We start from the raw sequence: 25,362 nt of genomic DNA, 5'->3' as shown, positions 1-25,362 counted from the left end.
TCCCAACCGCGGGGTCAGCGGAAGCGGACGGTCAACGTCGCCAGGCCGAATATTTTGCGGCCACCCGACTTCGCGGAGACGATGACGACACCGGAGCGGGTTGCCGGGTCCAACGATTTGATCCGGCCGCTGAATTCGATGTCTGCGCCTTCGGCGGCCGACACGATCGCGGGCTGCGACAGCCGCACCGCATAGCGGGTCACCGCACCGGGGTCGCCCGACCACGCCGAGACGAATCCGGCACCCAAACCCATGGTGAGCATCCCGTGGGCGATCACATCGGGCAGCCCGGCCAGCTTGGCGATGTCTTCGTCCCAGTGGATCGGGTTGGCGTCGCCGGCCACACCGGCATAGTTCACCAGGTCACCGCGGGACAGCCGCGCATGGTGCACCGGTAGCTCGTCGCCGACCCGCACCTCGTCGAAGAACAACGTCCCCGGTGTGCGGGTGATGCCACCTGCAGCGATCCGGACTTCGCCTTCGGGGCGCACCGTCTTCACGTAATCAGCATCGGATTCACCGATTGCGGCGATGTTCACGTCGTGCATCATCGCGTTCTGTGCGGCCGTTTTGATCGCCGGATCGACATCCTCAGCGGTGACGCCAACGACGGTGGTGTGCAGAGTGTGCACGCGTTCACCGGCCCTATCAGTGAAGGTATTGGTCACCGTGATCAGGTCGCGGCCGGCGATCCGTCGCACCGACGACAGTTCGACATCGACCTGCAGCTCGTCGCCGGCGACGATCGGCCGGTGCTGCTCGAAGACTTCTTCGGTCTGCACATAGGTGTGGTAGCCGACCACCACCGACTCGAACATGCGGCGGTTGCAGGCCATGCCCGGGACCGACGTGAAGGTCAGCGGTGCCACCAAATCCGGATAGCCCAATTCCGCGGCGGCGGCGACATCCCAGTGGGCGGGGTGATAGTCCTGCACTGCCCGGGCGTACTCGCGTAGCTTTTCGCGGCCGACCAGATAGGTGCGGTCCATCTGGTAGTAGTGGCCGACGCGCGATTCGATCGCCGACGTCTCTGCTGCTGTGGTCATGACTGCGCCCAACTTTTCTATCGGCTTGTTGCGGAGGCCGACCAAAGCACAGTAACGCGCGGCCACCGTCGCACCATACGCCGGCGCCAACCCTGCGTACGGTCCACCAGGGCGACACCCGCACCCAGTGATTCACCCTTGCCACGCCAACCCGCGGCTTCGCTCACCGACGACCCGATGGCCCGAGTCACGTTGCTGCCCCGACAGTTGGCAGGTTTACTCAACCACACCGGTGATGCGCTCGTGAAACCGGCCTCGCATCAGCCGTCCACTACGCAAGAAGCGATACGCGCTGCGCGGGGCGAGCAGCCGGCAACCCTGATCGGCGCTACCGCGCGGTGCCCTTGCGGAGCAAGAAAGCCAACACGACGGTTTCGAACGCGTCTTTGGCCTCGATCATTGTCCAGTGCCCGCACTTGGGAAACACGTGCAGTTCGGCGTTGGGGATGGTGCGCATCGGGATCAGCGCCATGTCCAGCGGGCTCACCCGGTCATCGCGGCCCCAGGTGATCAACGTCGGCGCCGTAAGCCGATGCATCACCGCCCACGGCTGCGGTCCCGGGGACGATTCCATGGCCTTGGTCAGCTGCGTGAACGCCTCTTTGCCGTACATTCTGCGCGCGGCGGCCAGCGTTTCAGGATCGGTGGCATGGCGCCAGCGCTCCTCGATGAGTTCCTCGGTGACCACCGCAGGGTCGTAGACCATCGAGTGCAGCCAGCGGATCAGTCGTTCACGGGTCGGGTCGTCGACGAATTCCTGCAGCAACCGGATCCCTTCCGCGGGACCCGGGCTGAAGATGTTGAGGCCGATACCGCCGATGGTCACCAGCCGGCGCACCCGCTCGGGATGGGCGAGCGCGTAGTTGATTGCCACGCCGCCGCCCATCGAGTTGCCCAGGATATCGACGGTGTCCAGACCGAGCGCGTCGACGAACCGGACCACCGCGTCGAACGCGGTGAGCAAAGGGTGGCCCCCGAAGTCGTCGCTGATACCGAAGCCGGGGAATTCCAGGATCAGACAACGGAAGTGCGCGGCGAACGCGGGCAGCACCCCCCGGAAATTGCGCCATCCCGTCACTCCGGCCCCGGAGCCGTGTAACAGCAGCAGCGGCGGCCCCTCGCCGGCCTCGTGATAGCGCAAAACACCTGCCTCGGTCGCGATCTCGCGACGGGTGGTGTCGTAGCTCAGATCAGCTGTCATGCGTGGGTTCCCCCGTCTCGGATTTCGGTGCCGGTGAACGCGCCGCCCTCGGACGCCAGCGCGCCGACCACGCCGGTAACGGCCCGCAGGATCACCCGCTGACGCCCCGCTGGATTCCAGTCTGGTGAGCAAGATCGGTGACAGCTTAGCGAACGACCAATCCGTATCGGGCGGAATGTAATCCCCCTTGACATCGGAGATCGTGATACGGGCGGGGGCGACGCACACCGCGCGCAGACCCTGGCGCGCATAGTCGCGCGAGGGCTTGGGTAAAAACTCGACATTGCCCTTGCCGGCAGGCCGTCATACCGGGACGGGTCGAGTCGATCACGGATTTCTCGTCGCCGACGTTCCCGCAGTGGTGAACCGCTCCCCTCTCGCCCGCATCCTGGGCGCGGATTTGGTCCAGACCGTCAGCGGCGATGCCGGCGGCCCCATGACCGCGTACTTCTCCAGCAGCCGCAGCGCGGTGGACTGCTCGTTACCGCGGGCGGCGCCGGTCAGCCGGAGGCGGCCGCCCTCAAGTCGCTTCATGTGTTCCCCCGCCGGCGTACTGGCCCATAACGTATGTGACGGTTGGCCTGGCGGTCCACCCTTGCTCCCCCAGTCTTGGCCTCCGGCCGCCGCACGCGGTGGTGTCCGACGTCAGCACACTTTCCGGTGTATGGCTGTGGTGAACGGTCGTGATCCGCACCCGACCATCGAGCAACGCACGGATTCTCAGGGGTCAGGCTGGGCCGGTTCACGGATCGGCTCATGCGGCGACGATGGCAGCCTGCGTGTGGGCCCGACACCGCGGGTCCCCGGAACAGCTTTTCCGCTCACCGCGAGCATCAAAGATGTCATCATCACGGGCAGCAGACCATCGATCGCGACCCTCGACGTAAGGACGACAGCATGACCAAACGAGTAATCGACCGGGTGATGGACATCGCCGACCAGCTGCGCGAGCAGGCCGTCGAGGCGGAGCGCATCGGCCGGCTGACCGATCAGACCACCAAAGCGATGAAAGAGGTCGGGTCGATCCGGCTGCTGCAAACCGCGAAGTACGGCGGCTACGAGGTCCATCCTCGCGAGTTCGCCGAGACCGTGATGGCCACCGCCGCCCTTGATCCCGCCGCCGGCTGGATCACCGGTGTGGTGGCGGTGCACCCCTACCAGCTGGCCTATGCCGATCCACGGGTGGCTGAGGAGATCTGGGCCGATGACTTCGACACCTGGGTGGCGTCCCCGTATGCGCCGCAGGGCGTGGCCAAACCCGTCGACGGCGGCTACCTTTTTAGCGGTCACTGGCAGTTCAGCTCCGGCACCGATCAGTGCGACTGGATCATCCTGGGCGCCATGCTCGGCGACGCCGACGGCACGCCGGTCATGCCTCCGCAGATGCTGCACATGATCCTGCCGCGCAAGGACTACCAGATCGTCGAGGACTCGTGGAACGTCGTGGGGCTGCGCGGCACCGGCTCCAAGGACATCATCGTGCGCGACGCGTTTGTGCCCGACTACCGGACGATGGATGCCACCGAGGTCATGGACGGCACTGCGCAACGTAAGGCCGGCATGACCAAGCCGCTGTATCTGATGCCGTGGTCGACGATGTTCCCGCTGGGGATCACGGCGGCGGTCGTCGGCATCGCCGAAGGGGCATTGGCCGCCCACCTGGACTATCAACGAGACCGGGTGGGAGCGACCGGCACCGCGATCAAGGACGATCCATACGTCATGTACGCGATCGGCGAAGCCGCCGCCGACATCAACGCCGCCCGCCAGGAACTGCTGGCCAATGTGGACCGCATCTACGATATCGTCGAAGCCGGCAAGGACGTGTCGTTTCAGGACCGCGCTGCCGGACGTCGCACCCAGATCCGTGCGGCGTGGCGTGCGGTCATGGCCGTCGACCAGATTTTCTCCCGCTCCGGGGGCAACGCCTTGCGGATGGACAAACCGCTGCAACGCTATTGGCGCGACGCGCACGCCGGTCTCGCCCACGCCATCCACGTGCCCGGCACCGTGTTCCACGCCTCGGCGCTAAGCTCGCTGGGTATCGAACCGCAGGGCCCGCTGCGGGCCATGATCTAAGACGCCGCGGTGAGTGAACTCAAGAGCCTCGGCTATGTGCAGGTCTAGACCGCCGACATCGGCAGTTGGCGCAACTCGCCTTCAAGCAGCTGCTCACCGTCGCCAGGGAGAAGATCGATTGCGCCACTGAGGAACTGAGAGGGTGCGCTGGTGCCGGGCTCTTTCGGCTTAGTCTGTGCGTCCACTATCCGCGGGGCGCGCCGTTCGGCCCGCGACACGCAAAGGCCACGCCCAGCCGAGCCGGGGCCGGTGGCGAACCCATGGTTGCTGCGACGTTAGCTGCGTTCGGGTGCCAGACGCTTGAGGGCCAGGCCACCTTCAAACGGCCGGTAGCCGAAAGCGGCCGGCGCGCGATAACCGGTGTCGCCAAGCGGTGTGTGCACCTCGGCGACTGTCGGCCCGATTTTGGTGGCCACCGGAACCAACGCATCAAGGTCGAAACGGTATAGCCGAGCGGCGTTGCCGCCCAAGATCTTTCGGCACTCATCTTGCGACCTGTCGTGCAGGGCCCAGCGGATGGCCAGCTTGGAGTGGGGCGCTAAGCCCTCTTCGTGCGGGTAGTCACTGCCCCACATGATGTGGTCGGCCCCCATGAAATCGATCGTTGCGGAGTCATAGGGGGCCAACGCGCAGGCCAGATAACAGTTCCGCTGGGCGTATTCGCTCGGGGTCAGTGTCAACGCGTCGACAGACGACCCCCCGAACATGCCGTAGGTGCGGTTGTGGGCCTCCGATTTCATGGTGGGCACCATGGCGTCGAGCACGGCCAGCTGCTGCTGCACCCACAGCGTGCCCTGCTCGGTTGGCACGAATCGTAGTGTCGGATAACGTTCGAATACGCCAGCCAATATGAGATGGCCCAGGGTGCGCTGGGCCCACAGCGCCATCTCGGTGATCAGCACCGCATTGGATGCCGGCTGGTCCATCGGCATCTCGGGGCTACCGGCTCCCGCGTGCTGCACAACCGTCAGGTCCAGGTCGGCGCACAGCGCCCAGATCGGTTCGTAGCGGGTATGAAAAAGCGGGGCGACCTGCGAGTCACCGGGCGAGACGGGCGGGATGAGCACGCCGCCGAAGCAGTCCTGCCCGGCGCCCCAGCGTATCTCCTCCAATGCCAGGTCGACATCGTTGGGAAAGATCTGGATCAACCCGCGACGCCGGGCCGGAGCGAGCGAACAGAAGTCGACTTGCCAGCGGTTGTGGGCCTGCACACCGGCCCAACGCTTCTCGAACTCTTCGCGGGTGCGGGGCAGGTTGATTGTGATGTTGGGGGTGGTCGGGAAGAATGGCGGAACAGTGTTCGGCAGCAGCACCTCGGCGGCCACTCCGTCGGCGTCCATTTCTGCCATCCGGAATTCGTGGTCCCAGTTTCGGTTGGCGGTGGCGATGATCAGGTCGTCGAACGGGCTCATGTACGTCGTGGCCCAGGCGTCGAATTCGTCGTGCAGACGCGCCGGCAGATACCGTTTGTAGTCGTGAAGATCGGCGCCGGCATGAGTGTCCGTCGAGATGACGACGTAGCGATCGATCGTGTCCCAGGTTGCAGCCATCGGATCCTCCGCCGTTGTCGGAACGATAAAAGGCTAACGTCCCGGCGAGCCCGACGAGCGCAAGATCGTCATCTCATTGACCCATTGAGCGGAATGCCGGTAGCCCCGGTATCAGCCTGATCGGGTCACTCGCGAACCGGGCCGGGCCGTTGCTCGATGACCTGGGCGGGTGCCTGCCGCAACACCCTGGTGTTTCCGGCCCGGAGTTCACCGCTCGGTGCGGATCTCGGATCTGGGTCCGATCCGCTTCGGGTTGCTGCCGTAACGGCGCATTGAGCTTCGCGATCAGTTCGCAGCACTCCGCGCGGTGATCCAGCACGATCGAGATCAGCATGCGCACCAAAGTATTTGAGCAACCGGATGCTGGTATGACATGTCCGCGGTTGCCTTCGAGGGGGGCGTCTTGGGCATGATGCCCTCCTCCATGTGCTTGGCATGGGACATGGGCAGCTGGCCGAACCGTCCACACGACATCTGCGGAGAGGTCATTTTCGTGCGTCTGGGTGCGCGCAAGGCGGAACTCGACTGTTCACCCCGCCGGCGCCAGCATCTGCTTCCACCCCTCGTCGCCGAGGTTGCCCGGACTGTCAACGGTGTACGTCAGACCGTCGGGACCGACAACATCGCCGCTCTGCACGTCGTAGATCGCTGTGGGGGCCGCGAACGGAACATAGATACACGGGTTGGGTTGCTGCCCGTTGCATCGGACAGTGCCCGACCCCGGTCGCTGCAGTGGATCGCTGACCGGAGGCGGGGGTGCGGGCAGCTGATCGGCCGGCAACGGGTTGAGGCCGTTGTTGACCGATGGGGCGGGGATGACCCGGCCCGGATCCACTGGCTGGTCACACCGCGCCCCGGGTGCGGGGCAGTTGCGGATCTGGTTGGGGTCGCCGTACCAGGGATTGGTGCCCAGCGGCACATAGGGCTGGGGGCTGCGGCATTCCCGCGGGGTGGCCGCCCGCTTGCCGGGCACGTCCACGCATGGGTAGTTACGGGCGCCGCGCACCACGTTGGCGGGGGTGTCTTGCGGAATCTTGCAGTAGGTGCCGGCCGGTAGCGGGGCGGTGCTGGTGTCCGCTGGTGAGCGCCACTGCGACGCCGGGAGGAATCCGGTCAGGCACGGCGGTGGTTGGTTGATCGCCAAGGCAACGTCCACCGACGCATGATCGGGATAGGCGGAGGTAGCGGCCTGCGAGACCGCAGCCGACTGCGGAAGAAACACCAGCAACTGTTCGACGCCGTTGTGATAACGCTTGAGCAGATCGAACACAACCTCAAGGTTGGCCAGTGTCTGCGGCAGCGAGTCGCGAACGTTGTCGAACGTCGCGCTGACTTGGCCGACCGTCGGTGCCGTGTTGGCCAGAATGTTGCGCACCGCGCGGTCTTGCTGCGCGGTCTGGGCGGCGAGGGTGGCGAGGCCGGCTGCCCACTGCGCGATCGCATCGCCGGAATTGGCCTGGCTGTCGATGATTGGCGCTGAATGCATGATGATCGTGTTGATGTCGTTGATGCTGCCCTTGACGTCGTGGGCGATGGCCTGAGTAGCGTCGACGAGCCGCTGCAGGGAGGGCCCCAACCCGCCCACCGCCTGCGATGTCTCATTGAGCAGCGATTCCACCTTATTTATCGGCAGCGCCGCCAATCCCTGGTTGGCGGCGTCTAATGCCGGGCCGATCTGGCTGGGCACCTTGCTTTTGAGGATGGTTTGCCCAGTCCGGAAGTACGGACCGTGGTTGCTGGCCGATACCAGGTCGAGGTACTGCTCGCCCACCGCCGACACCGAGTGCACGTTTGCCGAGGCGTCGACCGGGATCTGATAGCCCGCATCAATGCTCAGCACCGCCCGTGCGCCCCGCTCCGTGGGTTCGACAGCGATCACCTTGCCGATGGTCATGCCCCGGTATGTGACGTTGGCGGTTCGGTAAAGCCCGCCGGATTGCGGCAAATCGGCATACAGCGTGTACCGACCAACACCCAAAAGGGCGGGGATCCGCAGGTAATACCAGCCCAAGACCACCACCGCGACGACCGAGATTCCGGTCAGCAACACCAGTTGGATCTTGAGCAGGCGCGGCAGCATCTCATTCGCTCCGTTCCACCAGGGGTCCGCCCGGCACATCGTTGGGGTTCGGCGTGTAGCGCACGTCGGGGATCATGGTGCCCGGATCCCGTCCCCAGGACTGCTCCAGTGCCCGCAGCATCCCGGAAAAGCCCGTGCCGCTCAGCAGCGCGTTATCGAGGGTGGACAGCGTCAGGTCGGCCGTCGCCGACACGTTGATGTAGTCGCCGCGGATCACTTTGGGCACGTTGTCGATGTTGAACGGCGCCGTGAGCAACAACTTCAGCGCGCCAACCGCATAGGGAGAGGCCCGACCCAGCTGCTTGAGCGGCCGCTGGAGCGACTGCAAGTCCTGGTGCAGACCGGGTCGCGTCGCGGACAGGGTGCGGTTTGCGGCGTCGCTGAACCGCCCCAGGGATTCGGTGGCGTCAGCGAACAGATCGCGGGCGTCGGCGAAATGCCGGATCAGCGGCGGGATCGCTGTGAGCACGTGATCGAGGGTCTCGTCGTGCTTCGCGACAATTGTCAGCAGCTGGTTGGTGGAGTCGATCGCGCGGGTGAGATCTTCGCGCTGACGGTTGAGTTCGGCAGTGAACGTGTCCAGCCGCGTGAGGAATTCGCGGATCTGGTCGACGTGGCCGTCAAGGACGTTGAGAATCTCGTTTTGGATGAGCTCAAGGTGTGGGATGCCGCCACCGTTGAGGATGACCGCGATGCTGGCCAACGTCCGCTCGACGGTGGGGTACGCCGTGGAGTGATTCAGCCCGATCGTGTCGCCACTCCGCAATGGCCGTGGCGACGGGTGGGCCGGAGCGGCCAACTCGATGTGCTGGGTGCCCAGTAGGCTGGTCTGGCCGATCTTCGCGGTCGCGTTGGCCGGTAGCTGCACAGTCGGATCGAGGTCCAGTGTCAGTGTGGCGATCCAGTTTTTCAGGCTGATATCACGTACCGTGCCGACCCAGACGTCGGCGACCCGCACCCGGCTGTTGGTGTTCAGCGCGAGCGTGTCGGGCACCTGGACGTAGATCGTCAGGTGGTGAGGACCGGTACCGCGATCGCTTGGCAACGGCAGGTTCGCGATGCCACGCCACGTACATGAACTCAGCATCAGCGTGGCCAGCAGCAAGACCAGCCCGCGGTGCCCGGCGCCGAGGATCAGCCGTGTCGCTGCGCGGGTCATCGGCGCGGCCCACTCGGTGCGGAGCCATTGGGTGCGGGCAGCCCGGCTGCCGCACCCGAAGACGGCGCGGGAACCACCTTGGGCGGCGGCGGGGGCTGCGGATACCACGGCGGCGGCAACGGATTGGACTCGTCGTAGGCATTCGGCGATCCGGGCAGAGTGGTTCCCGGGGGTGGGGGTGTGATGTCGGGTCCACCAAGAAGTTCGGCTAGCGATTCGGGAGTCAGCATGTTCGCGGTGAACGGTTGAACCGGCGTGCCCTGCATCCCGGGGGCGACGATCCAACCCGGCTCATGGTTTCCGTGCGAGAACGGAGTGTCTCGGGCAAAGATCCCCGGCACGGTCGTGTCTTTGTACCCGGGCGGCGGGCGCAGCCGCTCCTCGGAGTAGGCCACTTCCTTGGGCAGGGTGGCGGCCGTACTCCACAAATTCACGCCGAACGGCAGGTAGTTGAACTTGACGGCGTCCAGAATCGGCGCCAGATACTGGGCGCACAGCTCCGCTGATTCCTGATAACCCAACCGGCTGCCGGCTTGGATAGCGCTGCAGATGCCCTGGATGGGGTTCGCGAAGTTCGGGAACACACCCATACCCACCAGCGCGCCGTGGACCGGCTGGTAGATGTTGTTGAAGTTGCCGGCAAAAGCCGGCAGCGCGTGTAGGGCGGTCTCCAGGCCCTCACGCGGCTCGGGTTGCAGGATCGCGGTGGTGGCCTCGGCGAGGTTGTTGACGTCGTGAGTCAGCACTGACCCGTTGTCGTCGAGAAACTTTCGAACCGTGACCAGCGCGTCGTCGACCCGCTGAACGGTGTCGGCCAGTTCATGGTCGGATGTGGTGAACCACCGGGTGAACTGGGCGAGGTTGTGGTTGAGGGCCGCGAACTGTTGATCGTTGTGATACAGCGCGCTAATGAATAGTGCCAAGCTGCGCGTTACCGCCACGAAGTCTCCCCGACCTTCGTTGAGGGCGGTGAGCGCGCGCGACAAACTGGTCAGGGTCTCGTTGACCTGTTTTCCCTTGCCGGCCAAGCTGTCCGCGGCCGATTCGATGAGGTCACCGAACGGGCCCTTCGAATGCTGTGCGGTCGGGCCCAGCTGTCGGAGGATGTTGTTCAGGGAGTCGCGCAGCTGGTCCCACTCGACAGGCACCTGGGTACGCTCGACCGGGATCACCGCGCCGTCTTTCAGCACCGGTCCACCGGTGTAGGGCGGTGAGAGCTGGATGCTGCGGGAAGCGACCAGGGATGGGTTGAGGATCGAGGCGGTGGCTTTGGCGGGCACCTTGTATTTGCGGCTGTAGTGCAGGGTGATCCGCATGGCGTCGCCCTCGGGTTCGATCTTGTCGATCGACCCCACCCGCACGCCCATGATCTGAACTTTGTCGCCCGGATAGAGACCAAGGGCTTCGGAAAAATATGCGACCACCGTGGTGGTGGTGAGCTTCTTATAGACCTGCGCACCGGCAACGGCTGCGACAAGGGCCGAAATCACCGCCACCGAGGCAATCACTATCGCCCTGCGGGACACTTTCGGCAGCCGAAGCTGACGGATGTCGAAGATGGTGCTCATTGGCTGCTGCCCCCCGTCCCGCCGGGTGTGATGAAGGGCGCCGGCAGCTGAGGTCCGGGCCCCGGCGGTGCGGGCGGTCCGGGCGGCACCGGCGTCGGCGGGGGCGGAAGGGGACCGGGCGGCCCCTGCGGCTCGCGCGCGCCCGGAGGTCCCGGCGCGAGCGGCACCGCCGTGCCCGGCACGTCCGGTGGTGGTTGCCCGGGACGTCCGGCGATCGGCACCCCCGGCGTCGGTGCCGAGCCGTCAGGATTCGGCGCGGAGGCCGCCACATCGAACGGGGCCGGAAAGCCGGCGGGAACCGAACCGAACGGGCCTTGGTCCGACACGGCGCACGGCAGCGGGTTAGCGGGCCGCGGCAGTGCGTCGGCTGGCGGGGTGTAGGAGCACGGCGATCCCGGCGGGACCGCGGGTCCGGGATGCTCCGGGGTACCCTCCAGCACCGGCGGCGCCGGGGGCGGTGCACCGTTGGGGAAGCGAATCCCGTTGGGGTCCGGGAACCGGAATGCCGGTAGCCCGGCGCTGCGCCAGAACTCCTCGGGGTCGATGCCCCGTTTTTTGAACGCTGCATCCACCCACGGCTGCAGGATTTGCTGGGGCAGCAGGTTTACCGCGATAGCTTTGAAGTACGGGCCGGAAGCGACAGCCTCGGTCAGGGATGCGGTGTATCGGCTGAGCATTATCAACACATCGGACAGATCGTTTTTACGCTTGACCAGCTCACCGCTAACTGTTCGCAACTGCTTGAGCACATGGTGCAGGTTCGGGCTGTCCGCAACCAATCCCACGATCTGGGTTGACACTGCCGACACATGGCTCAACAGGGCTTCCAGCTCTTGGCTGCGTCGTTTGAACGCGGCCAGCAGGGTGTTGGCGTTCACCAGTAACGCATCAATCTGTTCGCTGCGATCGCCCAGCACGGAAGCGACCTTGTTGGCGTTGGCCAACAGCTGCTTAAGCTGTTCGTCCCGCTTGCCAAGGGTGTCGGAGAAACCCTTGACACCGCTGAGAACGGCACTCAAATGAGGGGAGGTCTGATCGAGAGTGTGAGACAACACATCTAGTGAGCGTTTGACGACGTCGATGTCCCAGCCCGTGGCTGCCTTCGTCACGTCGACGAATGCGTCGTAGATTTGGTACGGCGTGGTGGTCTGACCTGATGGCAGAACGCTGTTGGCCTGCAATGGATCTGAACCGCGGGGCTCGATCTCCAAGTTCCTGCGCCCGAGAATGGTGTCGGTGCGAATAGCTGCGCGGCTTTGGGTGCCGATAGTTCTTCCCGGCAGTGAAAATCCAATAACGACCTTGTCGCCCTGAATAGCCAGGGAGCGAACCAGACCGACGTTGACGCCGGCGATCTGCACCTTGTCACCCTTGCCGAGACCGCCGGTGTCGGTGAATTGCGCGTAGTAGATGGGCGTGGCGAATAGCATCGGCACGCTGGTGAAGCTTTGCCCCACGGCGATAACGAGAAGCGTGACCACGACACCCATCAGCCCGATGCGGCCACGGTTGGATTCTGTCAGTGTCCTCATTGCGGGGTGCACCTTCCAGTCGGCTGGCCAAAGAGCTTGACGGTGCGTACTGGACCACCGGGCTGTAATCCGTTGATCTTGAGTGAAATGTCGCACAGGTAGAAGTTGAAGAAGTCACCGTAAAGACCACCCGCCCGGCCGATGATCCGATACGCGGCCGGTAGCTTTGCCAGCACGTCGTCGACGTCCGCCAGCCGGTCGATTAGTGGCTGCTGGAGGCCGTCGAGGTATCCGATGCTGCCGTGCAACAAGGGGCGATCCTCACCCAGCAGGTCGGCCAGGGTACCGGCGGCGCTGCTGATGTGCGCCACCGCGCTCGCCAGGGGATCGGCCCTGTTCTTCAGTCCGGTGATCAGCTCCTCGAAGTCACCGATTGCTTGGTCGAACTCCTTGTGACGCTTGACGGTAGTAGCCAGCACGGTATTCAGGTTGTTGATGACCTCGCCTATCGCGTGGTCACGGTCGGCTAAACTCGCTGTGAGAGAAGCGGTCTGGTCGATGATGTCAACGATCGTTCCGCCCTGGCCCTGGAACACGGTGATGATCGCCTGGGCGATGGTGTTGACCTTGTCCGGGTCCAGCGACCGGAAAAGAGGGCGAAACCCCCCGATCAGCGCATCCAGATCCAGGGCTGGCTGGGTGTGCTCGACCGGAATGGTGGCACCCGGAGCCAGTCGCTGACCGCTGTCGCCATGTTTGAGTTCCAGATAGCGGTCGCCGATCAGGTTGAGGTACCGGATCGATGCGGTAGTCGCCCGATCCAGAGGCAGCGAGCGGTCAACGGTGAAATCGACCAGCACCCGCCTGTCCCCGTCGATCAGCCGCACCCGGGAGACCTTTCCGACCTCCACACCCGCGGCTCGGACAAACTGCCCGGCCCGTAGTCCGCTGGCACTGGTGAACACCGCCGAGTACGCTGTGGTGCGGTTGAACCGCACCTGGCCGAATACCACAACGACCATCACGGTGAACATCAGTAGCACCAACCACAAGGTGCCAAGTCTGATCGCGGTGCCGGTGATTTTCATGGGTTGATGGTGTTCTCCCCGTATTGGCGGCCCCATACGTATTCGGTGAACATGGGCTGGCCAAGCTCAAAGTGGTTGTAGGGGGCCATGCTGGCGCCGGTGTCCATCACCAGATACGGTGCCGGCCATAAATCCCGGGTGATGGTCTCCCAACAGCCCGGTCGCCCACCAGGCCCGCCGTGGGCGTTCATCCGCGGCAGATTATCCGGATAGACGTACGGGTTGGGTGCGGCCACGATCGTCCCAACACCTGACAGCGAATAGCCGTTTCCGCCGACTGCTTTGGCGACCTTCGGAGCGACATCGTGAAGATTGCGGACCGCACAGAACAGTTCAGGGCTGTAGGTGTCGAGTACCTGGGCGGTAGGAACCAAATCGCGGGCCCCCTGAACGAGGTACGACCCGCCCCTGCGCAAGATGCCAGCACCGTTGTTGCCGGCCCCGACCGCCGCTAACAACGCGGCATCCAGTTCATCTTGCTGCGCTGTGAGGGTGTGCGCCGTAATCACCGCGTGCTGCAGAAAGTCCCACAGGTCGGGCGATGCAGCCGCGTAGATGTCCGCAAGGTCCGATAACCGTCGCACGTCATAGCGGATCTGCGGCATACGCGGATTCAGCTGCTCCAGAATAGCGTTGCCGTTCACGATCGACTGCCCGAACTTGGAGCCCAATCCGTCCAGTGCCTGCGCCACCGCGGACAAGGTCGCATTCAGTTTGACCGGGTCCACTTTCTCGGAGATCGAGGTGAGCCTCTCAAACAACGTGTTGAACTCGGTGGTCACAGACTGCACGTCGATCACATCGCCTGGGGAAATCCGTTGTGGCACTGGATTCTTCGGTGACGTAAGCGCAACGAATTTGTTGCCGAACAAGGTGGCCGCCTCGATTTTGACGTCCACATTGGCCGGAATCAGATGGATGTACTTCGGGTCCACGTCCAGCACGAACTTGGCGGCCGGCTTGCCGTCGCGTTCAAGCTGCGAGATGCTGGCCACCCGCCCGATTACGACACCGTTGTAGGTGACCTTCGATCCGGAGTCCATCACCAGACCCGCCCGCGAGGCAACCATCGTCAATTCGACCTTGGGGGTGAAATCGCCCCGAAACTGCATGTACACCAGGGCAAGGACCACGGCGCCGACTAACAGCAGAACGACACCCTCCAGGTAAAGCTGGATGCGCAGCTTCGTCGGCGTCCCTGGCGCGGCCATAGCGGTTACACGGTCAGGTTGAAGTTCGGGTTGACGCCGTAGAGCGCCAGCTCAGCGAGTAGGACAACGATCACCACCGACACCAGCGAGAAACGCATCGATCGACCGACGGCCCTGCCGACGCCGACCGGGCCGCCGCTGGCCGTGTACCCGTAATAGCAGTGGGTGATCATCACGATCACCGCGATGACGACGACCTGCACGACCGACCAACCGACATCCTCGGGACGCAGGAAAGTGCGAAAGTAATGTTCGTAAGTGCCGTTTGACTGCCCGTAGAACACTGTTGTGACGACTTGTCCCGAGGTGAAAGCCATGTCGAGCGCCAGGGCGTAGAGCGGCACGATCACCACCAGCCCCCCCAGGATCCGGGTCGACACCAGAAACGAGATCGATTTGATGCCCATGACTTCCAGCGCGTCGATTTCTTCGCTGATGCGCATGGCGCCCAGCTGGGCGGTGGCGCCCGCGCCGACCGTCGCGGCCAGCGCCACCCCGGCGACGATTGGCGCCGCGACACGGGTATTGGCCAACGCGGCGAAGAATCCGGTAAACGCCTCGACCCCGATATTGCCCAGCGATGCAAACCCCTGGATGGCGATCAGTGAGCCACCGGACAACGTCACCAAGCCGATGATCGCGACGGTGCCGCCGATGACGGCCATCGCACCGGTGCCCATGCCGATCTCGGCGATCAGCCGCAGCGTCTCCCTGCGGTAACGGCTCAGCGCCCACCACACCTGCCCGACGCTGATGCGGGTGAACCGCGCGAAACTCCCGATCTGCTCGAGCGTCCGGGCTGCGGCGCCGCCGTAGCGGTTCACGGCGGCGACGGTCCGGGGGTAGCGGGCCCGGAGCACACCAATCGCTGACACTTCGGACATGTCAGCGCCCCGTCCCGAATCGCACGCCGATCGTGGTCAGCACCACGTTGACGGCGAACAGCGCGAGTACGCATAACACCAAGGTCTCGTTGACGGCGGTCCCGACGCCCTTGGCTCCGCCCTTGGTGGTCAGTCCGCGGTAACAGCCCACCAGGCCGGCGATCAGACCGAACATGGCCGACTTGACCACGGAGATGATCACCTCAGGCAAACCAGTGACCAAGGTGAGGGTCGCAACGTAGGCACCAGCCGAAACGTGCTGGATGTAGACGCCGAAGAGAAAACCACCGACCAGCCCGATGGTGATCACGGCACCGTTGAGCAAGGTCCCGACGCAGGTTGAGGCGACCACCCTGGGCACCACCAGCCGCTGGATGGGGTCGATGCCGAGCACCTCCATCGCGTCGATCTCTTCGCGGATGGTGCGCGCACCCAGATCGGCGCAGATGGCTGTTGCCCCGGCCCCGGCCACCACCAGCACCGTGGTCATCGGGCCGAGCTGAGTGACCGCGCCCAGCGCAGCACCCGCCCCCGAGATATCGGCGGCGCCGAACTCGGCGAGCAAGATGTTGAGGGTAAAGACAATGAGCACGGTAAGCGGAATCGCCACGGCGATGGTCGGCAATAACGAGACACTCGTGATGAACCAGCCCTGCTGGATCGCCTCGCGCCACTGGAAACGCGGTCGGCACAGTGCCTTCCCGGTCAGCACGCACATCCGGTAAAACCCGCCAACCGCTTCCGCCCCCGGCTGAATTTGGTCACGGACATAGTTGGCGAGTGCGGTGTGGGTGGTCATCGGACCAGTTCCCCGGAGTGACCGTGCCTGGCGCCTGCCAACGGCAGCTCTTCTCGCATGAATCCTCCTGGTCCGGTCGTGACCGTGACGCTGGCCTGATCTACCAGCATGTGGTCACGCTGATAGGTCAACAGCACGCATTGAAGGTGGTCATCGCATACGTCGCCGGATCGATACGTCTTCCCGAACAATCATGCTGCCGACGAAGCCGTCGTAAATCGCAAGGGCGCCAGATCGATTCCCGGCGCACCGAGCGGCCACACCGAACCCGCGAAACGCGGTGTCGCGTTGGTGAGCCGAAACTGGCCACACCGGTCGTAGGCGTGCGGCTTGGGCGCGGGGAACGCGCAGCCAGAATACTCATTGTGGACCGCCCAAACGCTCGAGTGCCGACATGATTGTTGTGTTCGCCAGGTCGATTACGTCGTAGGCGGCCTGCTTCGCGCCGGCCGGGTCGCCCGCGCAGAGTGCGTCGGCCAACTTCCGGTAGGTATCGGGCCGCTTGATATCTGCCGTGATCTCGCTCGCCAGCACCGCCAGCGCAGGCTCATATGCAGCGCGGAACTCGTTGTACATCAAACGAAATACGATTGAACCGGCCGCGTCCACAACATGATCCCAAAATGTGAGCGCGTGGCGTTGCCACTCGGTTGGATCGTTTTCGGTCTCGAGTATGCGCAGCGACTCGTCAAGCAGGTCGGACAACTCAGGCCCGTGCCGTTCGGCTGCCAGCTCCGCGACCTTGGGACCCGTGCGCAGCCGGGCTTCGAGCATACTGTGGGCAACCGAGACGTCGAGCTTGCCGTCGCGAAACAGTAACCGCGGCAACAGATCCATGCCGGCATGCCGACGGAAGTCACGCACGGTGGTGACGTCACCTTGGCGCACCTCGATGAGTCCGACGGCCGAAAGCCGTTTCAGTGCCTCACGTACCGCGGGCCGAGACACTCCGAGCATCTCCGCCAGACGGCGCTCGCTGGGCAGCGCTTGACCGGGTTGCATCTCCCCGCTGAGCACATCGGCCGTGATCTGTTCGAAAACCTCTTCGGGCACTGATCGACGACTCACCGGCCTTAGCGCCATGCCAGCAGTATGGTGGTGAAGACACCAGACGTCAAGTGGTCAGATGAATATCCGCGTCGAACGGCTGCCGGCAGCGTTGTGCTGGTCACAAACCGGCGTGTCGGACGGGTGCAGTGGTTATGGCAGAGTCGATACCGTGGTGGGGATATCGACGCGGTCAGGGGGCAAACACCGCCGGCATGCGGTTCGCCCGCCCCGGCACGCGCGCCGGCACCTGGCGGTGCGCGGCGCCTTGACGTTGGTGTCGGCGGCGGCGTTGACGCTCACCGGCGCGGGGTGGTGGGTGGCCCGCAGCGCTTTTGGGGGCATCACCGTTTCGCAGGCCCTGCAGTCCGACGATCCGCGGTCTACCGGCGGCGCGATGAATATCCTGCTTATCGGCCTTGACTCAAGAAAAGACCAGGACGGTAACGACCTGCCGTGGGCGATTTTGAAGCACCTGCACGCCGGTGACTCCGACGCAGGTGGTTACAACACGAACACGCTGATCCTGGTGCACGTGGGCACCGATGACAAAGTGGTCGCCTTTTCCATCCCGCGCGACGATTACGTGCCTTTCACCGGAGTTCCCGGATACCGCCACATCAAAATCAAGGAAGCCTACGGACTCACCAAGGCCTACACCGAGCAGAAGCTCATGGACCAAGGCGTCAGCGACCGGCGGCAATTGGAGACCCGGGGAAGGGAAGCCGCCAGGGCCGCGACGTTACGTGCAGTCCGCAACCTGACCGGGGTTCCGATCGACTACTTCGCCGAGATCAACCTGGCCGGGTTCTACGATCTGACCCAGAGTCTGGGCGGCGTGGAGGTCTGTCTCAAACACGCCGTTTATGACCCGTATTCCGGCGCGGACTTTCCGGCGGGCCGTCAGACGCTGGACGCAGAACAAGCCCTGGCGTTCGTCCGGCAGCGCCATGGCCTGGACAACGGCGATCTCGACCGTACCCATCGCCAGCAGGCGTTCTTGGCGTCGGTGATGCGGCAACTTCAGGATTCGGGCACCTTCACCGATCTGGGCAAGCTCAAAAGCCTGATGGCGGTGGCGCGCAAAGATGTGGTGCTTTCTGCCGGGTGGGATGAAAACCAGTTCCGCCGGATGGGCGCGCTGGCCGGCGCCCACGTGGAATACCGCACACTGCCGGTACTTCGCTACGACACCATCGACGGTCAAGATGTCAACATCGTTGACCCGGCAGCAATCAAGGCAGAGGTGGCCGCCGCTTTCGGAACCGCCCTGCCCACCCCCGCATCGGCAGCACCCAACCGCTCCACCATCGTCGACGTGGTCAATGTCGGCAGCATCAGCGGGCTCGCCGGCGAAGTGTCGCGCACGCTCAAGCGCAGCGGCTACACCACAGGCCAGGTCCGTGACCGGATCACCGGCGAGCCCCGCGCCACCACGATCGCCTACGGCGCCGGTGCCGACGCCGATGCCCGCAATGTGGGGATCCTGCTTGGCATCGATGCGCCCGACCGACCGGATCCGCACGTGGACCCCGGCCATGTCGCGGTGTTCGTCGACAGCGACTACTCCGCCCCGGCACACGATGACATCACTATGGCCTCGACGGTTTCCGGGCCGCACCACCCGTCACGCACCACCACCACCGAACCCACACCCGATCGAGGCGCGCCCATCGACGGCGGCGGTGTTCCCTGCGTGAATTAAATACCGGCTCTCACGCGTGCGTACCACCGTCGATGCGGATTTCGGTGCCCGTGATGAAAGCCCCGTCTTCAGAGACCAGCATGGCGACCACACCGGCGACCGCAGCCGGATCGCCCATCGGCGCCCCGCTGGATTCCAGCGTAGTGGGCAAGATCGGGGACAGCCTGCTGAACAACGACCAATCCGCGTCAGTCGGAATGTAACCCGCTGTGGTATCCGTGATCCCGGTTTTGATGCTGCCGGGTGCCACGCAGACTGCACGCAAACCCCGACGCGCGTATTCGAGTGCTAATGCGTGCGTGAAAGACTGCACACCACCCTTGCTGGCCGCATAGGCCGCCATGTACGGGTGCGCAAAGCAGGCAGAGGTGGAGCTGAAGTTCACCACCGTGCTGCGGGGGTTTTCCAGTAGGGCGGGCAGTGCCTCGCGAACGACAAGGAAGGTGCCGGTCAGGTTGACGGTGATGATGTGATTCCACTGCTGCAGGCTCATCTGCTCGGTGTGCGCGGCGCGCAGCATCCCGGCCGCGTTGACCAGGGCGTCCAGGCCGCCCAGCGCGCGGACAGCCGCACGCACTCCGTCGATCACCGAGTTTTCGGCACCGACGTCCATCTCCACAGTGGTCAGTTGCTCACCGGTCCCGGCCTCACCGGCCAGCGCGCGGGTCTTCTCCAGGCCCCCGGTCGCAATATCGGCGGCGACCACCGCAGCGCCTTCGTCGAGCAGCCGCAGCGCGGTGGCCCGGCCGATTCCCGACGCCGCGCCGGTGACCAAGACCCGACTGGCCTCTAATCGCTTCATTCGAATCTCCCGTCTAGTGGATCAAGCTAAAAGAACTGGCTGATAACGTATTTCACAATCAAGAAAACGACCCGAGCCCGGGATTCACAACGCGCTGTCGGAGCGTACATCGACACATCGTCGTGACCTGCCACGTCACACCCTGAACCGTACAAAAACCGAAACCTCTGCCCGCCATCGGTTCGATCCTGACGCCGCGCGCAGCAAGACGCTGCATGCTGGAGGTATGGATATCGGATTCATCGGACTGGGCAACATGGGTCGCGGAATGGCCGCGAACCTCATCAGAGCTGGTCATCGCGTCACCGTCTATAACCGCACCGCAGAAAAGATGACCGCGTTGGTTCAGCAGGGCGCCACACCGGCACGCACCGTCGCCGAAGCCTGCGCCGGTGACGCCGTGGTCACGATGTTGGCCGACGATAAAGCCGTCGAGCAGGTGGCGTTCGGCGAAAACGGCATCCTGGCGTCGCTCAGACCAGGCGCCACCCATATTTCTTCGAGCACGATCAGTGTGGACCTGTCCAAAAAACTCACCTCGGCGCATCACGAGGCCGGGCAGCTCTATGTCGCTGCGCCGGTCCTTGGCCGGCCCGAAGCAGCCACTGCAGCAAGGCTTTTCGTCATTGCCGCGGGTGCACCGCAAGTGCTCGATCCGCTGACACCCCTGTTCGATGCGCTCGGTCAGCGCACCTTCGTGGTATCTGAGCATCCGCACACCGCCAACCTGGTCAAACTCTCCGCCAACTTCCTCATTGCTTCGGTCATCGAGTCGCTTGGTGAGGCAATGACGTTGATAGGCAAAGCTGGTGTCGACCCACTGCATTACATCGATATCCTCACCGCGAGTCTGTTCAGCGCACCGGCCTATCAGACCTACGGCGGACTGATCGCCCGCCAGGATTTCGAGCCGGCCGGGTTCATGGCACGGCTCGGCCTCAAAGACGTCCAGCTGGTGCTGGCCGCTGCGGAAGACCTCCAGGTACCGTTGCCGGTCGCCAGCCTGTTGCGGGATCGCTTCCTGGCCCTGGTGGCAGCCGGTGCCGGGCACCTGGATTGGTCGGCGATCGCCACCCTTGCCGCCCGCGATGCCGGAGGGGACTCAGACCACTCCACGTAACCCGTCCGCCCCGAACACCGGTTCCAGCATCGCGGTAAAGTCTGGGCCGCGGCGCAACGCGTGTCCACCGTCGACGTTGATGATCTGACCGGTGATCCAGGCGGCGGCATCGCTGAGCAAAAACATCGCCAAGTTAGCGACGTCATCGACTTCCCCGACTCGCGGCAGCGGCGTGCAGATTCGATAGTCTTCGCTCAGCTCAGGGGAATTCGTGATCGGTGCGACCAGGTCTGTGCGGATCAATCCGGGGCGGATGCCGTTGACCCGCACCCAGGACGGGCCGAGTTCGTCGGCGGCCAGCTTCATCAGGTGGTCGACCGCGGATTTGGTCACCCCGTAGGCGCCGAACCAACGATGGGTGTTACTCGCTGCGATCGAGGAGATTCCGACGAACGCGCCGCCACCGCCGCGGACCAACTCGCGTGCGGCGTGCTTGAGCACGTACATGGTGCCATTGACATTGAGGTCTACCGTGCGGCGCCACGCGTCCGAGTCGATGCGGGTGATCGGGCCGATGGTCTCTGAGCCGCCCGCGCAATGCACCACCCCGTGCAGCCGCCCGTGCCACGCTGTCGCGGCGGCGACGGCGTCTGCGGTCGCGTCTTCGTTGGTGACGTCGGCGGGCTGGTAACGGATCGATCCCCCGCCGGAGCTGGCAGCGCCGATCTCGGTGGCGGCCGCTGCCAGCCGATCAGCGTGACGACCGACGATCAGGACGTTCGCGCCAGCGGTGACCAGCCCGGCGGCCACCGCTTTACCGATGCCGCTGCCGCCGCCGGTGACCAGGTATGTCCGGTGCTCGAACGAAAGCCGCATACCAGCCCCTCACACCCAAACTGAAACAGGTTCTGGTAATCGAACCATGGGCCGGCCACCACGGTTGCTCTGCCCCCGCGGCGCCGCGCAGAACCGGGCCCAGCCAAACCGCAATAGTCACAACCGTCACACCGGCCCGTGCCGACGCGGCCGCGCCGTCACCGTGCCCTGTCCCTGAGGCCCGGTGGCGGAGGCGGCCGGCGCGCTCAGGGCGTGTCTCGGCGGGCCGGTTTCGTCGGCTTGGCCGTGCGCCAATCCTCCACATCGGGCGGCAACCCGACCGGGTAGCGGTTCTGGTTGTGTGCCGCCCAGTGCGCGTGACCGAGCTCGTGGACGTGGAACGCGTGGCGCAACGCCTCGGTGAATCCCATGGCATCGGAGGCGGCGTTAACCGAATCTTTGACCAGCAGCGCCGCCATCGTCGGCCGCTCAGCGATGCGCCGGGCGAATTCCAGCGTCTTCTCCTCCAGCTCATCGACCGGAAAGACCTTCGACACCATGCCCAGCCGGTAGGCTTCGTCGGCGTCCAACGAATCACCGGTCAAAAGCAGTTCTTTAGCTTTACGTGGCCCGAATTCCCAAGGGTGGGCAAAGTATTCGACACCGGGCATTCCTAAGCGGACCGCGACGACGTCGCTGAATTTCGCGTTGTCGGCGGCGACAATCAGATCACACGCCCAGATCAGCATCAATCCGGCCGCGATCGCATTGCCCTGAACCTGAGCAATGGTGATTTTGCGCAGATCACGCCAGCGACAAGTGTTTTGGAAGTAGAAGTGCCACTCCTGCAGGTAGACCTTCTCAGCGATGGGGTCGCGGGTGGCGCCAAGCGAACGAAAGCTCGGATGTTGCGCGGGCCCGGGTTGCCGCTCGAGGATAGCTGCCTCTGACCCCAAGTCGTGGCCAGCGGAGAAGTTCTTGCCGCGCGCCGCCAGGATCACCACGCGAACGGCGTCATCGGCCTCGGCGCGACCGAACGCCTCGTCAAGCTGAACCAGCAAAGTGCGGTTCTGGGCATTATGTGCCTCGGGCCGGTTGAGCCAGATCCGGGCGATCCTGCCGTTGTCAAGGGTTTCGTAGGTCACCAGGGCATCGGCCTTGCCGTCAACTGCACTGGTGCCGGCGTGATCACGGGTTGCCATCGCGCCCACCTTCGTTTATGTCGATGCGCAGTATCCAGGGTGCGCTATATCAGGTTGCTCCGCTTCATCGTGATGCCGCAACGCGGCCCGTCGCATCCGGGTCGGATCCGGCGCTGTGAACATTACGGCTCGACCCGACCGCACCCGTTGTCGGGTCGGCGCCGAGCCCGGCGCACACGCCACGGCACGCTGAGCACAGCCCAGCCCGGCAAAGGCACCCCCGGTCGGTTCACCCCGCGCCGGGATCCCGGACCTCAACACGATGCGAGCTGCGGCGCTCTGCGGACGTCGCTTAGAGTTGTTTTATGCCTAGTAAATCTGACCCTGGCGAAATCGGAGATGTGGAACCGTTGACCGACAGCACCGCACGCCAGGCGCGGCGTGTCGTCGCTGCCTACGCGAACGATGCCGATGAGTGCCGGATTTTCTTGTCGATGCTCGGTATTGGGCCGTCGAAACTCGAGAGCTAAATGCCGTCCGGGCAGGCCCTGACCATCGGCTCCGGGGATTCCGACTTCGTGGTGGTCGCTAACCGACTGCCCATCGATATGGAGCGGCTACCCGATGGGGCCACCACCTGGAAACGCAGCCCAGGCGGGCTGGTCACGGCCTTAGAGCCATTGTTACGACGTCAACGAGGAGCCTGGATCGGCTGGCCGGGCATCACCGACGCCGACGAAGAACCCATCGTCGAAGACGAGCTGCGCCTCTACCCGGTTCGGCTCAGCGCCGAGGACGTCGCTGGGTATTACGAGGGCTTTTCCAACGCCACGCTGTGGCCGCTATACCACGACGTCATCGTCAAACCGATTTATCACCGGGAGTGGTGGGATCGCTATGTTGACGTCAACCGGCGCTTCGCCGAAGCCACCTCCCGCGCCGCCGCGCGGGGGGCGACCGTATGGGTGCAGGACTACCAGCTGCAACTGGTCCCCCAGATGCTGCGCAGCCTGCGACCCGATGTGACCATTGGTTTCTTTTTGCACATTCCCTTCCCGCCGGTGGAGCTGTTCATGCAGCTGCCGTGGCGCACCGAGATCATCGAGGGTCTGCTGGGTGCCGACTTGGTGGGGTTCCACTTGGCCGGCGGTGCCCAGAACTTCTTGTTCCTCGCCCGGCGCTTGATTGGCGCCAACACCTCGCGCGGAGCCGTCGGGGTGCGCTCGCGGCTCGGGGAGGCCCAAGTCGGGTCCCGCACTGTGCGGGTGGGCGCGTTTCCCATCTCCATCGATTCCAGCGCGCTCGACCAGCGAGCCCGCGACCGTCGCATCCGTCGCCGGGCTCGCGAGATTCGCGCCGAACTCGGCAATCCCCGCAAAATTCTGCTCGGCGTCGACCGGCTCGACTACACCAAAGGCATCGACGTCCGGTTGAAAGCCTTTTCCGAACTGCTCGCGGAGGGTCGCGCCAAACGCGACGACACCGTCTTGGTCCAGCTCGCCACCCCGAGCCGGGAACGCGTGGAGAGTTATCAAATCCTGCGTAACGACATCGAACGGCAGGTCGGCCACATCAACGGGGAGTACAGCGAGGTCGGCCATCCGGTCGTGCACTACATTCACCGTCCAGTCCCCCGCGACGAGCTCATCGCGTTCTTCGTAGCCGGCGACGTGATGCTGGTGACCCCGTTGCGGGACGGAATGAATTTGGTGGCCAAGGAGTACGTCGCTTGTCGCAGCGACCTGGGCGGCGCGCTCGTGCTCAGTGAATTCACCGGCGCGGCGGCCGAGCTCAAGCAGGCATACCTCGTCAATCCACACGACCTCGAAGGGGTCAAAGACGCGATCGAGGCGGCGCTCAACCAGCCCGTCGAGGAAGGGCGGCGCCGGATGCGAGCCTTGCGACGGCAGGTGCTCACTCATGATGTCGACCGCTGGGCGCGCTCGTTTCTCAACGCGCTCGCCGATGCTCACCCGTCAGGCTAACCCCGCCGACGGCCCCGGCGAGTGCCGAACCCATGGTGTCGCTGCGCCCACCCTGCGATACTCGACTCAGCATCCAGCGCCGGCCCGAAAGGAGGCATCAGGTGATCGTCGACCGGGGATTTGCGGCTGCGGCGGTTTTCGCAGCAGCCGCCGTGGCCTCGGCGAGTCCGGCCGGCGCGGTGGCGCCGCCACCGGACGGCGTGTACACCTACACGCAAGCAGGCGCACCTCCAGCCACCTGGAAGTTGTCCACACTCTGTGATCAAGTCAACGGGAGTCGCTACTACGCCGACTATTCCAACCCACTGATTCAGGCGAACTTTTGTGTTGTCAATGTGGTGAGCACGACGGTCAGCAACATCAAGCGTGAGGAGAAGCTGCAGAACTACAGCGGCAGAGCACGGTTGGTGGGCCAGCGATGGACCTTCGAAGTGAAACAGGATGCCGGCGTGCTGTGTCCAGACGGTAGCACCGCGCCGTCCACCGAAACCTATGCCTTTGACGACGAAACACTGACCGGCACGCATACAAGTTTGCATGACGCCGTTTGCGGCCTGCAGCCGGCAATGACGAAGGAGCCGTTCACACTGAGTTTTCAGGCACCTCTAGACCCCCCCGCTCAACGTTATCCCCTGTACTGCAACGATATTGCAATGTGCTACTGAACG

Annotated in this window: 23 protein-coding genes; 7 read left to right on the top strand and 16 right to left on the bottom strand. The window is 64.4% G+C overall.

Annotation, left to right across the window (positions count from 1 at the left end; all coding sequences use genetic code 11):
- Nucleotides 1–14: 14 nt before the first annotated feature.
- Nucleotides 15–1,046, bottom strand: coding sequence for a fused (3R)-hydroxyacyl-ACP dehydratase subunits HadA/HadB (locus tag G6N08_RS08250; RefSeq protein WP_163756850.1), 1,032 nt, complete (start codon nt 1,044–1,046; stop codon nt 15–17).
- A gap of 328 nt (nt 1,047–1,374) precedes the next feature.
- Nucleotides 1,375–2,247 carry an alpha/beta fold hydrolase gene (locus tag G6N08_RS08245; RefSeq protein WP_163755986.1) on the bottom strand — a complete coding sequence of 291 codons (873 nt, stop codon included), beginning with the start codon at nt 2,245–2,247 and terminating at the stop codon, nt 1,375–1,377.
- 2 nt (nt 2,248–2,249) lie between these two features.
- Between G6N08_RS08245 and G6N08_RS21050 the strand changes: the two genes are divergently transcribed.
- Nucleotides 2,250–2,375 carry a hypothetical protein gene (locus tag G6N08_RS21050; protein ID WP_281352710.1) on the top strand — a complete coding sequence of 42 codons (126 nt, stop codon included), beginning with the start codon at nt 2,250–2,252 and terminating at the stop codon, nt 2,373–2,375.
- A gap of 199 nt (nt 2,376–2,574) precedes the next feature.
- Here G6N08_RS21050 and G6N08_RS20610 read toward each other — a convergent pair whose 3' ends face one another.
- Nucleotides 2,575–2,781 (bottom strand): hypothetical protein, encoded by a 207-nt coding sequence (locus G6N08_RS20610; protein WP_170301270.1) that lies wholly within the window; start codon nt 2,779–2,781, stop codon nt 2,575–2,577.
- A 363-nt stretch (nt 2,782–3,144) separates the two neighbouring features.
- Between G6N08_RS20610 and G6N08_RS08235 the strand changes: the two genes are divergently transcribed.
- On the top strand, nt 3,145–4,326 hold the full coding sequence (locus G6N08_RS08235; protein ID WP_163755984.1) for an acyl-CoA dehydrogenase family protein: 1,182 nt from the start codon (nt 3,145–3,147) through the stop codon (nt 4,324–4,326).
- Nucleotides 4,327–4,601: 275 nt separating this feature from the next.
- Here the strand turns inward: G6N08_RS08235 and G6N08_RS08230 are convergent, their stop codons facing one another.
- From G6N08_RS08230 to G6N08_RS08185, 10 genes are all read right to left on the bottom strand, one after another.
- Entirely contained in the window at nt 4,602–5,876 is a 1,275-nt protein-coding gene (locus G6N08_RS08230) for an amidohydrolase family protein (RefSeq protein WP_163755982.1), read from the bottom strand.
- A gap of 529 nt (nt 5,877–6,405) precedes the next feature.
- Nucleotides 6,406–7,956 carry an MCE family protein gene (locus G6N08_RS08225; RefSeq protein ID WP_163755980.1) on the bottom strand — a complete coding sequence of 517 codons (1,551 nt, stop codon included), beginning with the start codon at nt 7,954–7,956 and terminating at the stop codon, nt 6,406–6,408.
- A 1-nt stretch (nt 7,957) separates the two neighbouring features.
- Nucleotides 7,958–9,115 (bottom strand): virulence factor Mce family protein, encoded by a 1,158-nt coding sequence (locus G6N08_RS08220; RefSeq protein ID WP_163755978.1) that lies wholly within the window; start codon nt 9,113–9,115, stop codon nt 7,958–7,960.
- Nucleotides 9,112–10,683 (bottom strand): virulence factor Mce family protein, encoded by a 1,572-nt coding sequence (locus G6N08_RS08215; protein ID WP_163755976.1) that lies wholly within the window; start codon nt 10,681–10,683, stop codon nt 9,112–9,114. The genes G6N08_RS08220 and G6N08_RS08215 overlap by 4 nt, the downstream gene beginning before the upstream one ends.
- Nucleotides 10,680–12,215 carry a virulence factor Mce family protein gene (locus G6N08_RS08210; RefSeq protein ID WP_163755974.1) on the bottom strand — a complete coding sequence of 512 codons (1,536 nt, stop codon included), beginning with the start codon at nt 12,213–12,215 and terminating at the stop codon, nt 10,680–10,682. Before G6N08_RS08210 ends, G6N08_RS08215 begins: the two co-directional genes overlap by 4 nt.
- Complete coding sequence (locus tag G6N08_RS08205) at nt 12,212–13,243, bottom strand: MCE family protein (RefSeq protein ID WP_163755972.1); 1,032 nt, start codon at nt 13,241–13,243, stop codon at nt 12,212–12,214. The genes G6N08_RS08210 and G6N08_RS08205 overlap by 4 nt, the downstream gene beginning before the upstream one ends.
- Nucleotides 13,240–14,454, bottom strand: coding sequence for an MCE family protein (locus G6N08_RS08200; RefSeq protein WP_163755970.1), 1,215 nt, complete (start codon nt 14,452–14,454; stop codon nt 13,240–13,242). The genes G6N08_RS08205 and G6N08_RS08200 overlap by 4 nt, the downstream gene beginning before the upstream one ends.
- A gap of 5 nt (nt 14,455–14,459) precedes the next feature.
- Nucleotides 14,460–15,338, bottom strand: a complete 879-nt coding sequence (locus G6N08_RS08195) for an ABC transporter permease (protein ID WP_163755969.1) — start codon at nt 15,336–15,338, stop codon at nt 14,460–14,462.
- Between the two features lies 1 nt (nt 15,339).
- Nucleotides 15,340–16,137: an MlaE family ABC transporter permease gene (locus G6N08_RS08190; RefSeq protein WP_163755967.1), complete on the bottom strand. Its 798-nt coding sequence runs from the start codon at nt 16,135–16,137 to the stop codon at nt 15,340–15,342.
- Nucleotides 16,138–16,497: 360 nt separating this feature from the next.
- Nucleotides 16,498–17,220: a FadR/GntR family transcriptional regulator gene (locus tag G6N08_RS08185; protein ID WP_163755965.1), complete on the bottom strand. Its 723-nt coding sequence runs from the start codon at nt 17,218–17,220 to the stop codon at nt 16,498–16,500.
- 145 nt (nt 17,221–17,365) lie between these two features.
- On the opposite strand from G6N08_RS08185, the gene G6N08_RS08180 reads away from it, so the two are divergent.
- Complete coding sequence (locus G6N08_RS08180) at nt 17,366–18,889, top strand: LCP family protein (RefSeq protein WP_246216716.1); 1,524 nt, start codon at nt 17,366–17,368, stop codon at nt 18,887–18,889.
- A 10-nt stretch (nt 18,890–18,899) separates the two neighbouring features.
- Here the strand turns inward: G6N08_RS08180 and G6N08_RS08175 are convergent, their stop codons facing one another.
- Nucleotides 18,900–19,691 carry an SDR family NAD(P)-dependent oxidoreductase gene (locus tag G6N08_RS08175; RefSeq protein WP_163755961.1) on the bottom strand — a complete coding sequence of 264 codons (792 nt, stop codon included), beginning with the start codon at nt 19,689–19,691 and terminating at the stop codon, nt 18,900–18,902.
- Between the two features lie 211 nt (nt 19,692–19,902).
- On the opposite strand from G6N08_RS08175, the gene G6N08_RS08170 reads away from it, so the two are divergent.
- On the top strand, nt 19,903–20,811 hold the full coding sequence (locus tag G6N08_RS08170) for an NAD(P)-dependent oxidoreductase (protein WP_281352729.1): 909 nt from the start codon (nt 19,903–19,905) through the stop codon (nt 20,809–20,811).
- Here G6N08_RS08170 and G6N08_RS08165 read toward each other — a convergent pair.
- Together G6N08_RS08165 and G6N08_RS08160 are read right to left on the bottom strand one after the other, a co-directional pair.
- Nucleotides 20,794–21,627, bottom strand: coding sequence for an SDR family oxidoreductase (locus G6N08_RS08165; RefSeq protein WP_163755956.1), 834 nt, complete (start codon nt 21,625–21,627; stop codon nt 20,794–20,796). The two genes, G6N08_RS08170 and G6N08_RS08165, sit on opposite strands and share 18 nt — an antisense overlap.
- Before the next feature lie 206 nt (nt 21,628–21,833).
- On the bottom strand, nt 21,834–22,769 hold the full coding sequence (locus G6N08_RS08160) for an enoyl-CoA hydratase (RefSeq protein ID WP_163755954.1): 936 nt from the start codon (nt 22,767–22,769) through the stop codon (nt 21,834–21,836).
- A gap of 305 nt (nt 22,770–23,074) precedes the next feature.
- Here G6N08_RS08160 and G6N08_RS08155 point away from each other — a divergent pair, with 305 nt between their 5' ends.
- The 3 genes from G6N08_RS08155 (at nt 23,075) to G6N08_RS08145 (ending at nt 25,359) form a co-directional block, all read left to right on the top strand.
- A complete protein-coding gene (locus G6N08_RS08155) occupies nt 23,075–23,239 on the top strand; it encodes a hypothetical protein (RefSeq protein WP_163755951.1) in 165 nt (54 codons plus the stop codon).
- Nucleotides 23,240–24,694 (top strand): alpha,alpha-trehalose-phosphate synthase (UDP-forming), encoded by a 1,455-nt coding sequence (locus tag G6N08_RS08150; protein ID WP_163755949.1) that lies wholly within the window; start codon nt 23,240–23,242, stop codon nt 24,692–24,694.
- 101 nt (nt 24,695–24,795) lie between these two features.
- Nucleotides 24,796–25,359: a hypothetical protein gene (locus G6N08_RS08145; RefSeq protein WP_163755947.1), complete on the top strand. Its 564-nt coding sequence runs from the start codon at nt 24,796–24,798 to the stop codon at nt 25,357–25,359.
- Nucleotides 25,360–25,362 lie beyond the last annotated feature (3 nt).

It is taken from the genome of Mycobacterium botniense (assembly GCF_010723305.1).
GTDB lineage: Bacteria > Actinomycetota > Actinomycetes > Mycobacteriales > Mycobacteriaceae > Mycobacterium > Mycobacterium botniense.
The sequence above is the reverse complement of the archived record's forward strand: the minus strand, read 5'-3'. Positions and strand labels throughout refer to the sequence as shown.

Coding starts and splice junctions, on each gene's coding strand:
- G6N08_RS08250 (WP_163756850.1), bottom strand. CDS start 1,046: ATGACCACAGCAGCAGAGACGTCGGCGATCGAATCGCGCGTCGGCCAC.
- G6N08_RS08245 (WP_163755986.1), bottom strand. CDS start 2,247: ATGACAGCTGATCTGAGCTACGACACCACCCGTCGCGAGATCGCGACC.
- G6N08_RS20610 (WP_170301270.1), bottom strand. CDS start 2,781: ATGAAGCGACTTGAGGGCGGCCGCCTCCGGCTGACCGGCGCCGCCCGC.
- G6N08_RS08235 (WP_163755984.1), top strand. CDS start 3,145: ATGACCAAACGAGTAATCGACCGGGTGATGGACATCGCCGACCAGCTG.
- G6N08_RS08230 (WP_163755982.1), bottom strand. CDS start 5,876: ATGGCTGCAACCTGGGACACGATCGATCGCTACGTCGTCATCTCGACG.
- G6N08_RS08225 (WP_163755980.1), bottom strand. CDS start 7,956: ATGCTGCCGCGCCTGCTCAAGATCCAACTGGTGTTGCTGACCGGAATC.
- G6N08_RS08220 (WP_163755978.1), bottom strand. CDS start 9,115: ATGACCCGCGCAGCGACACGGCTGATCCTCGGCGCCGGGCACCGCGGG.
- G6N08_RS08215 (WP_163755976.1), bottom strand. CDS start 10,683: ATGAGCACCATCTTCGACATCCGTCAGCTTCGGCTGCCGAAAGTGTCC.
- G6N08_RS08210 (WP_163755974.1), bottom strand. CDS start 12,215: ATGAGGACACTGACAGAATCCAACCGTGGCCGCATCGGGCTGATGGGT.
- G6N08_RS08205 (WP_163755972.1), bottom strand. CDS start 13,243: ATGAAAATCACCGGCACCGCGATCAGACTTGGCACCTTGTGGTTGGTG.
- G6N08_RS08200 (WP_163755970.1), bottom strand. CDS start 14,454: ATGGCCGCGCCAGGGACGCCGACGAAGCTGCGCATCCAGCTTTACCTG.
- G6N08_RS08195 (WP_163755969.1), bottom strand. CDS start 15,338: ATGTCCGAAGTGTCAGCGATTGGTGTGCTCCGGGCCCGCTACCCCCGG.
- G6N08_RS08190 (WP_163755967.1), bottom strand. CDS start 16,137: ATGACCACCCACACCGCACTCGCCAACTATGTCCGTGACCAAATTCAG.
- G6N08_RS08185 (WP_163755965.1), bottom strand. CDS start 17,220: ATGGCGCTAAGGCCGGTGAGTCGTCGATCAGTGCCCGAAGAGGTTTTC.
- G6N08_RS08175 (WP_163755961.1), bottom strand. CDS start 19,691: ATGAAGCGATTAGAGGCCAGTCGGGTCTTGGTCACCGGCGCGGCGTCG.
- G6N08_RS08165 (WP_163755956.1), bottom strand. CDS start 21,627: ATGCGGCTTTCGTTCGAGCACCGGACATACCTGGTCACCGGCGGCGGC.
- G6N08_RS08160 (WP_163755954.1), bottom strand. CDS start 22,769: ATGGCAACCCGTGATCACGCCGGCACCAGTGCAGTTGACGGCAAGGCC.
- G6N08_RS08155 (WP_163755951.1), top strand. CDS start 23,075: ATGCCTAGTAAATCTGACCCTGGCGAAATCGGAGATGTGGAACCGTTG.
- G6N08_RS08150 (WP_163755949.1), top strand. CDS start 23,240: ATGCCGTCCGGGCAGGCCCTGACCATCGGCTCCGGGGATTCCGACTTC.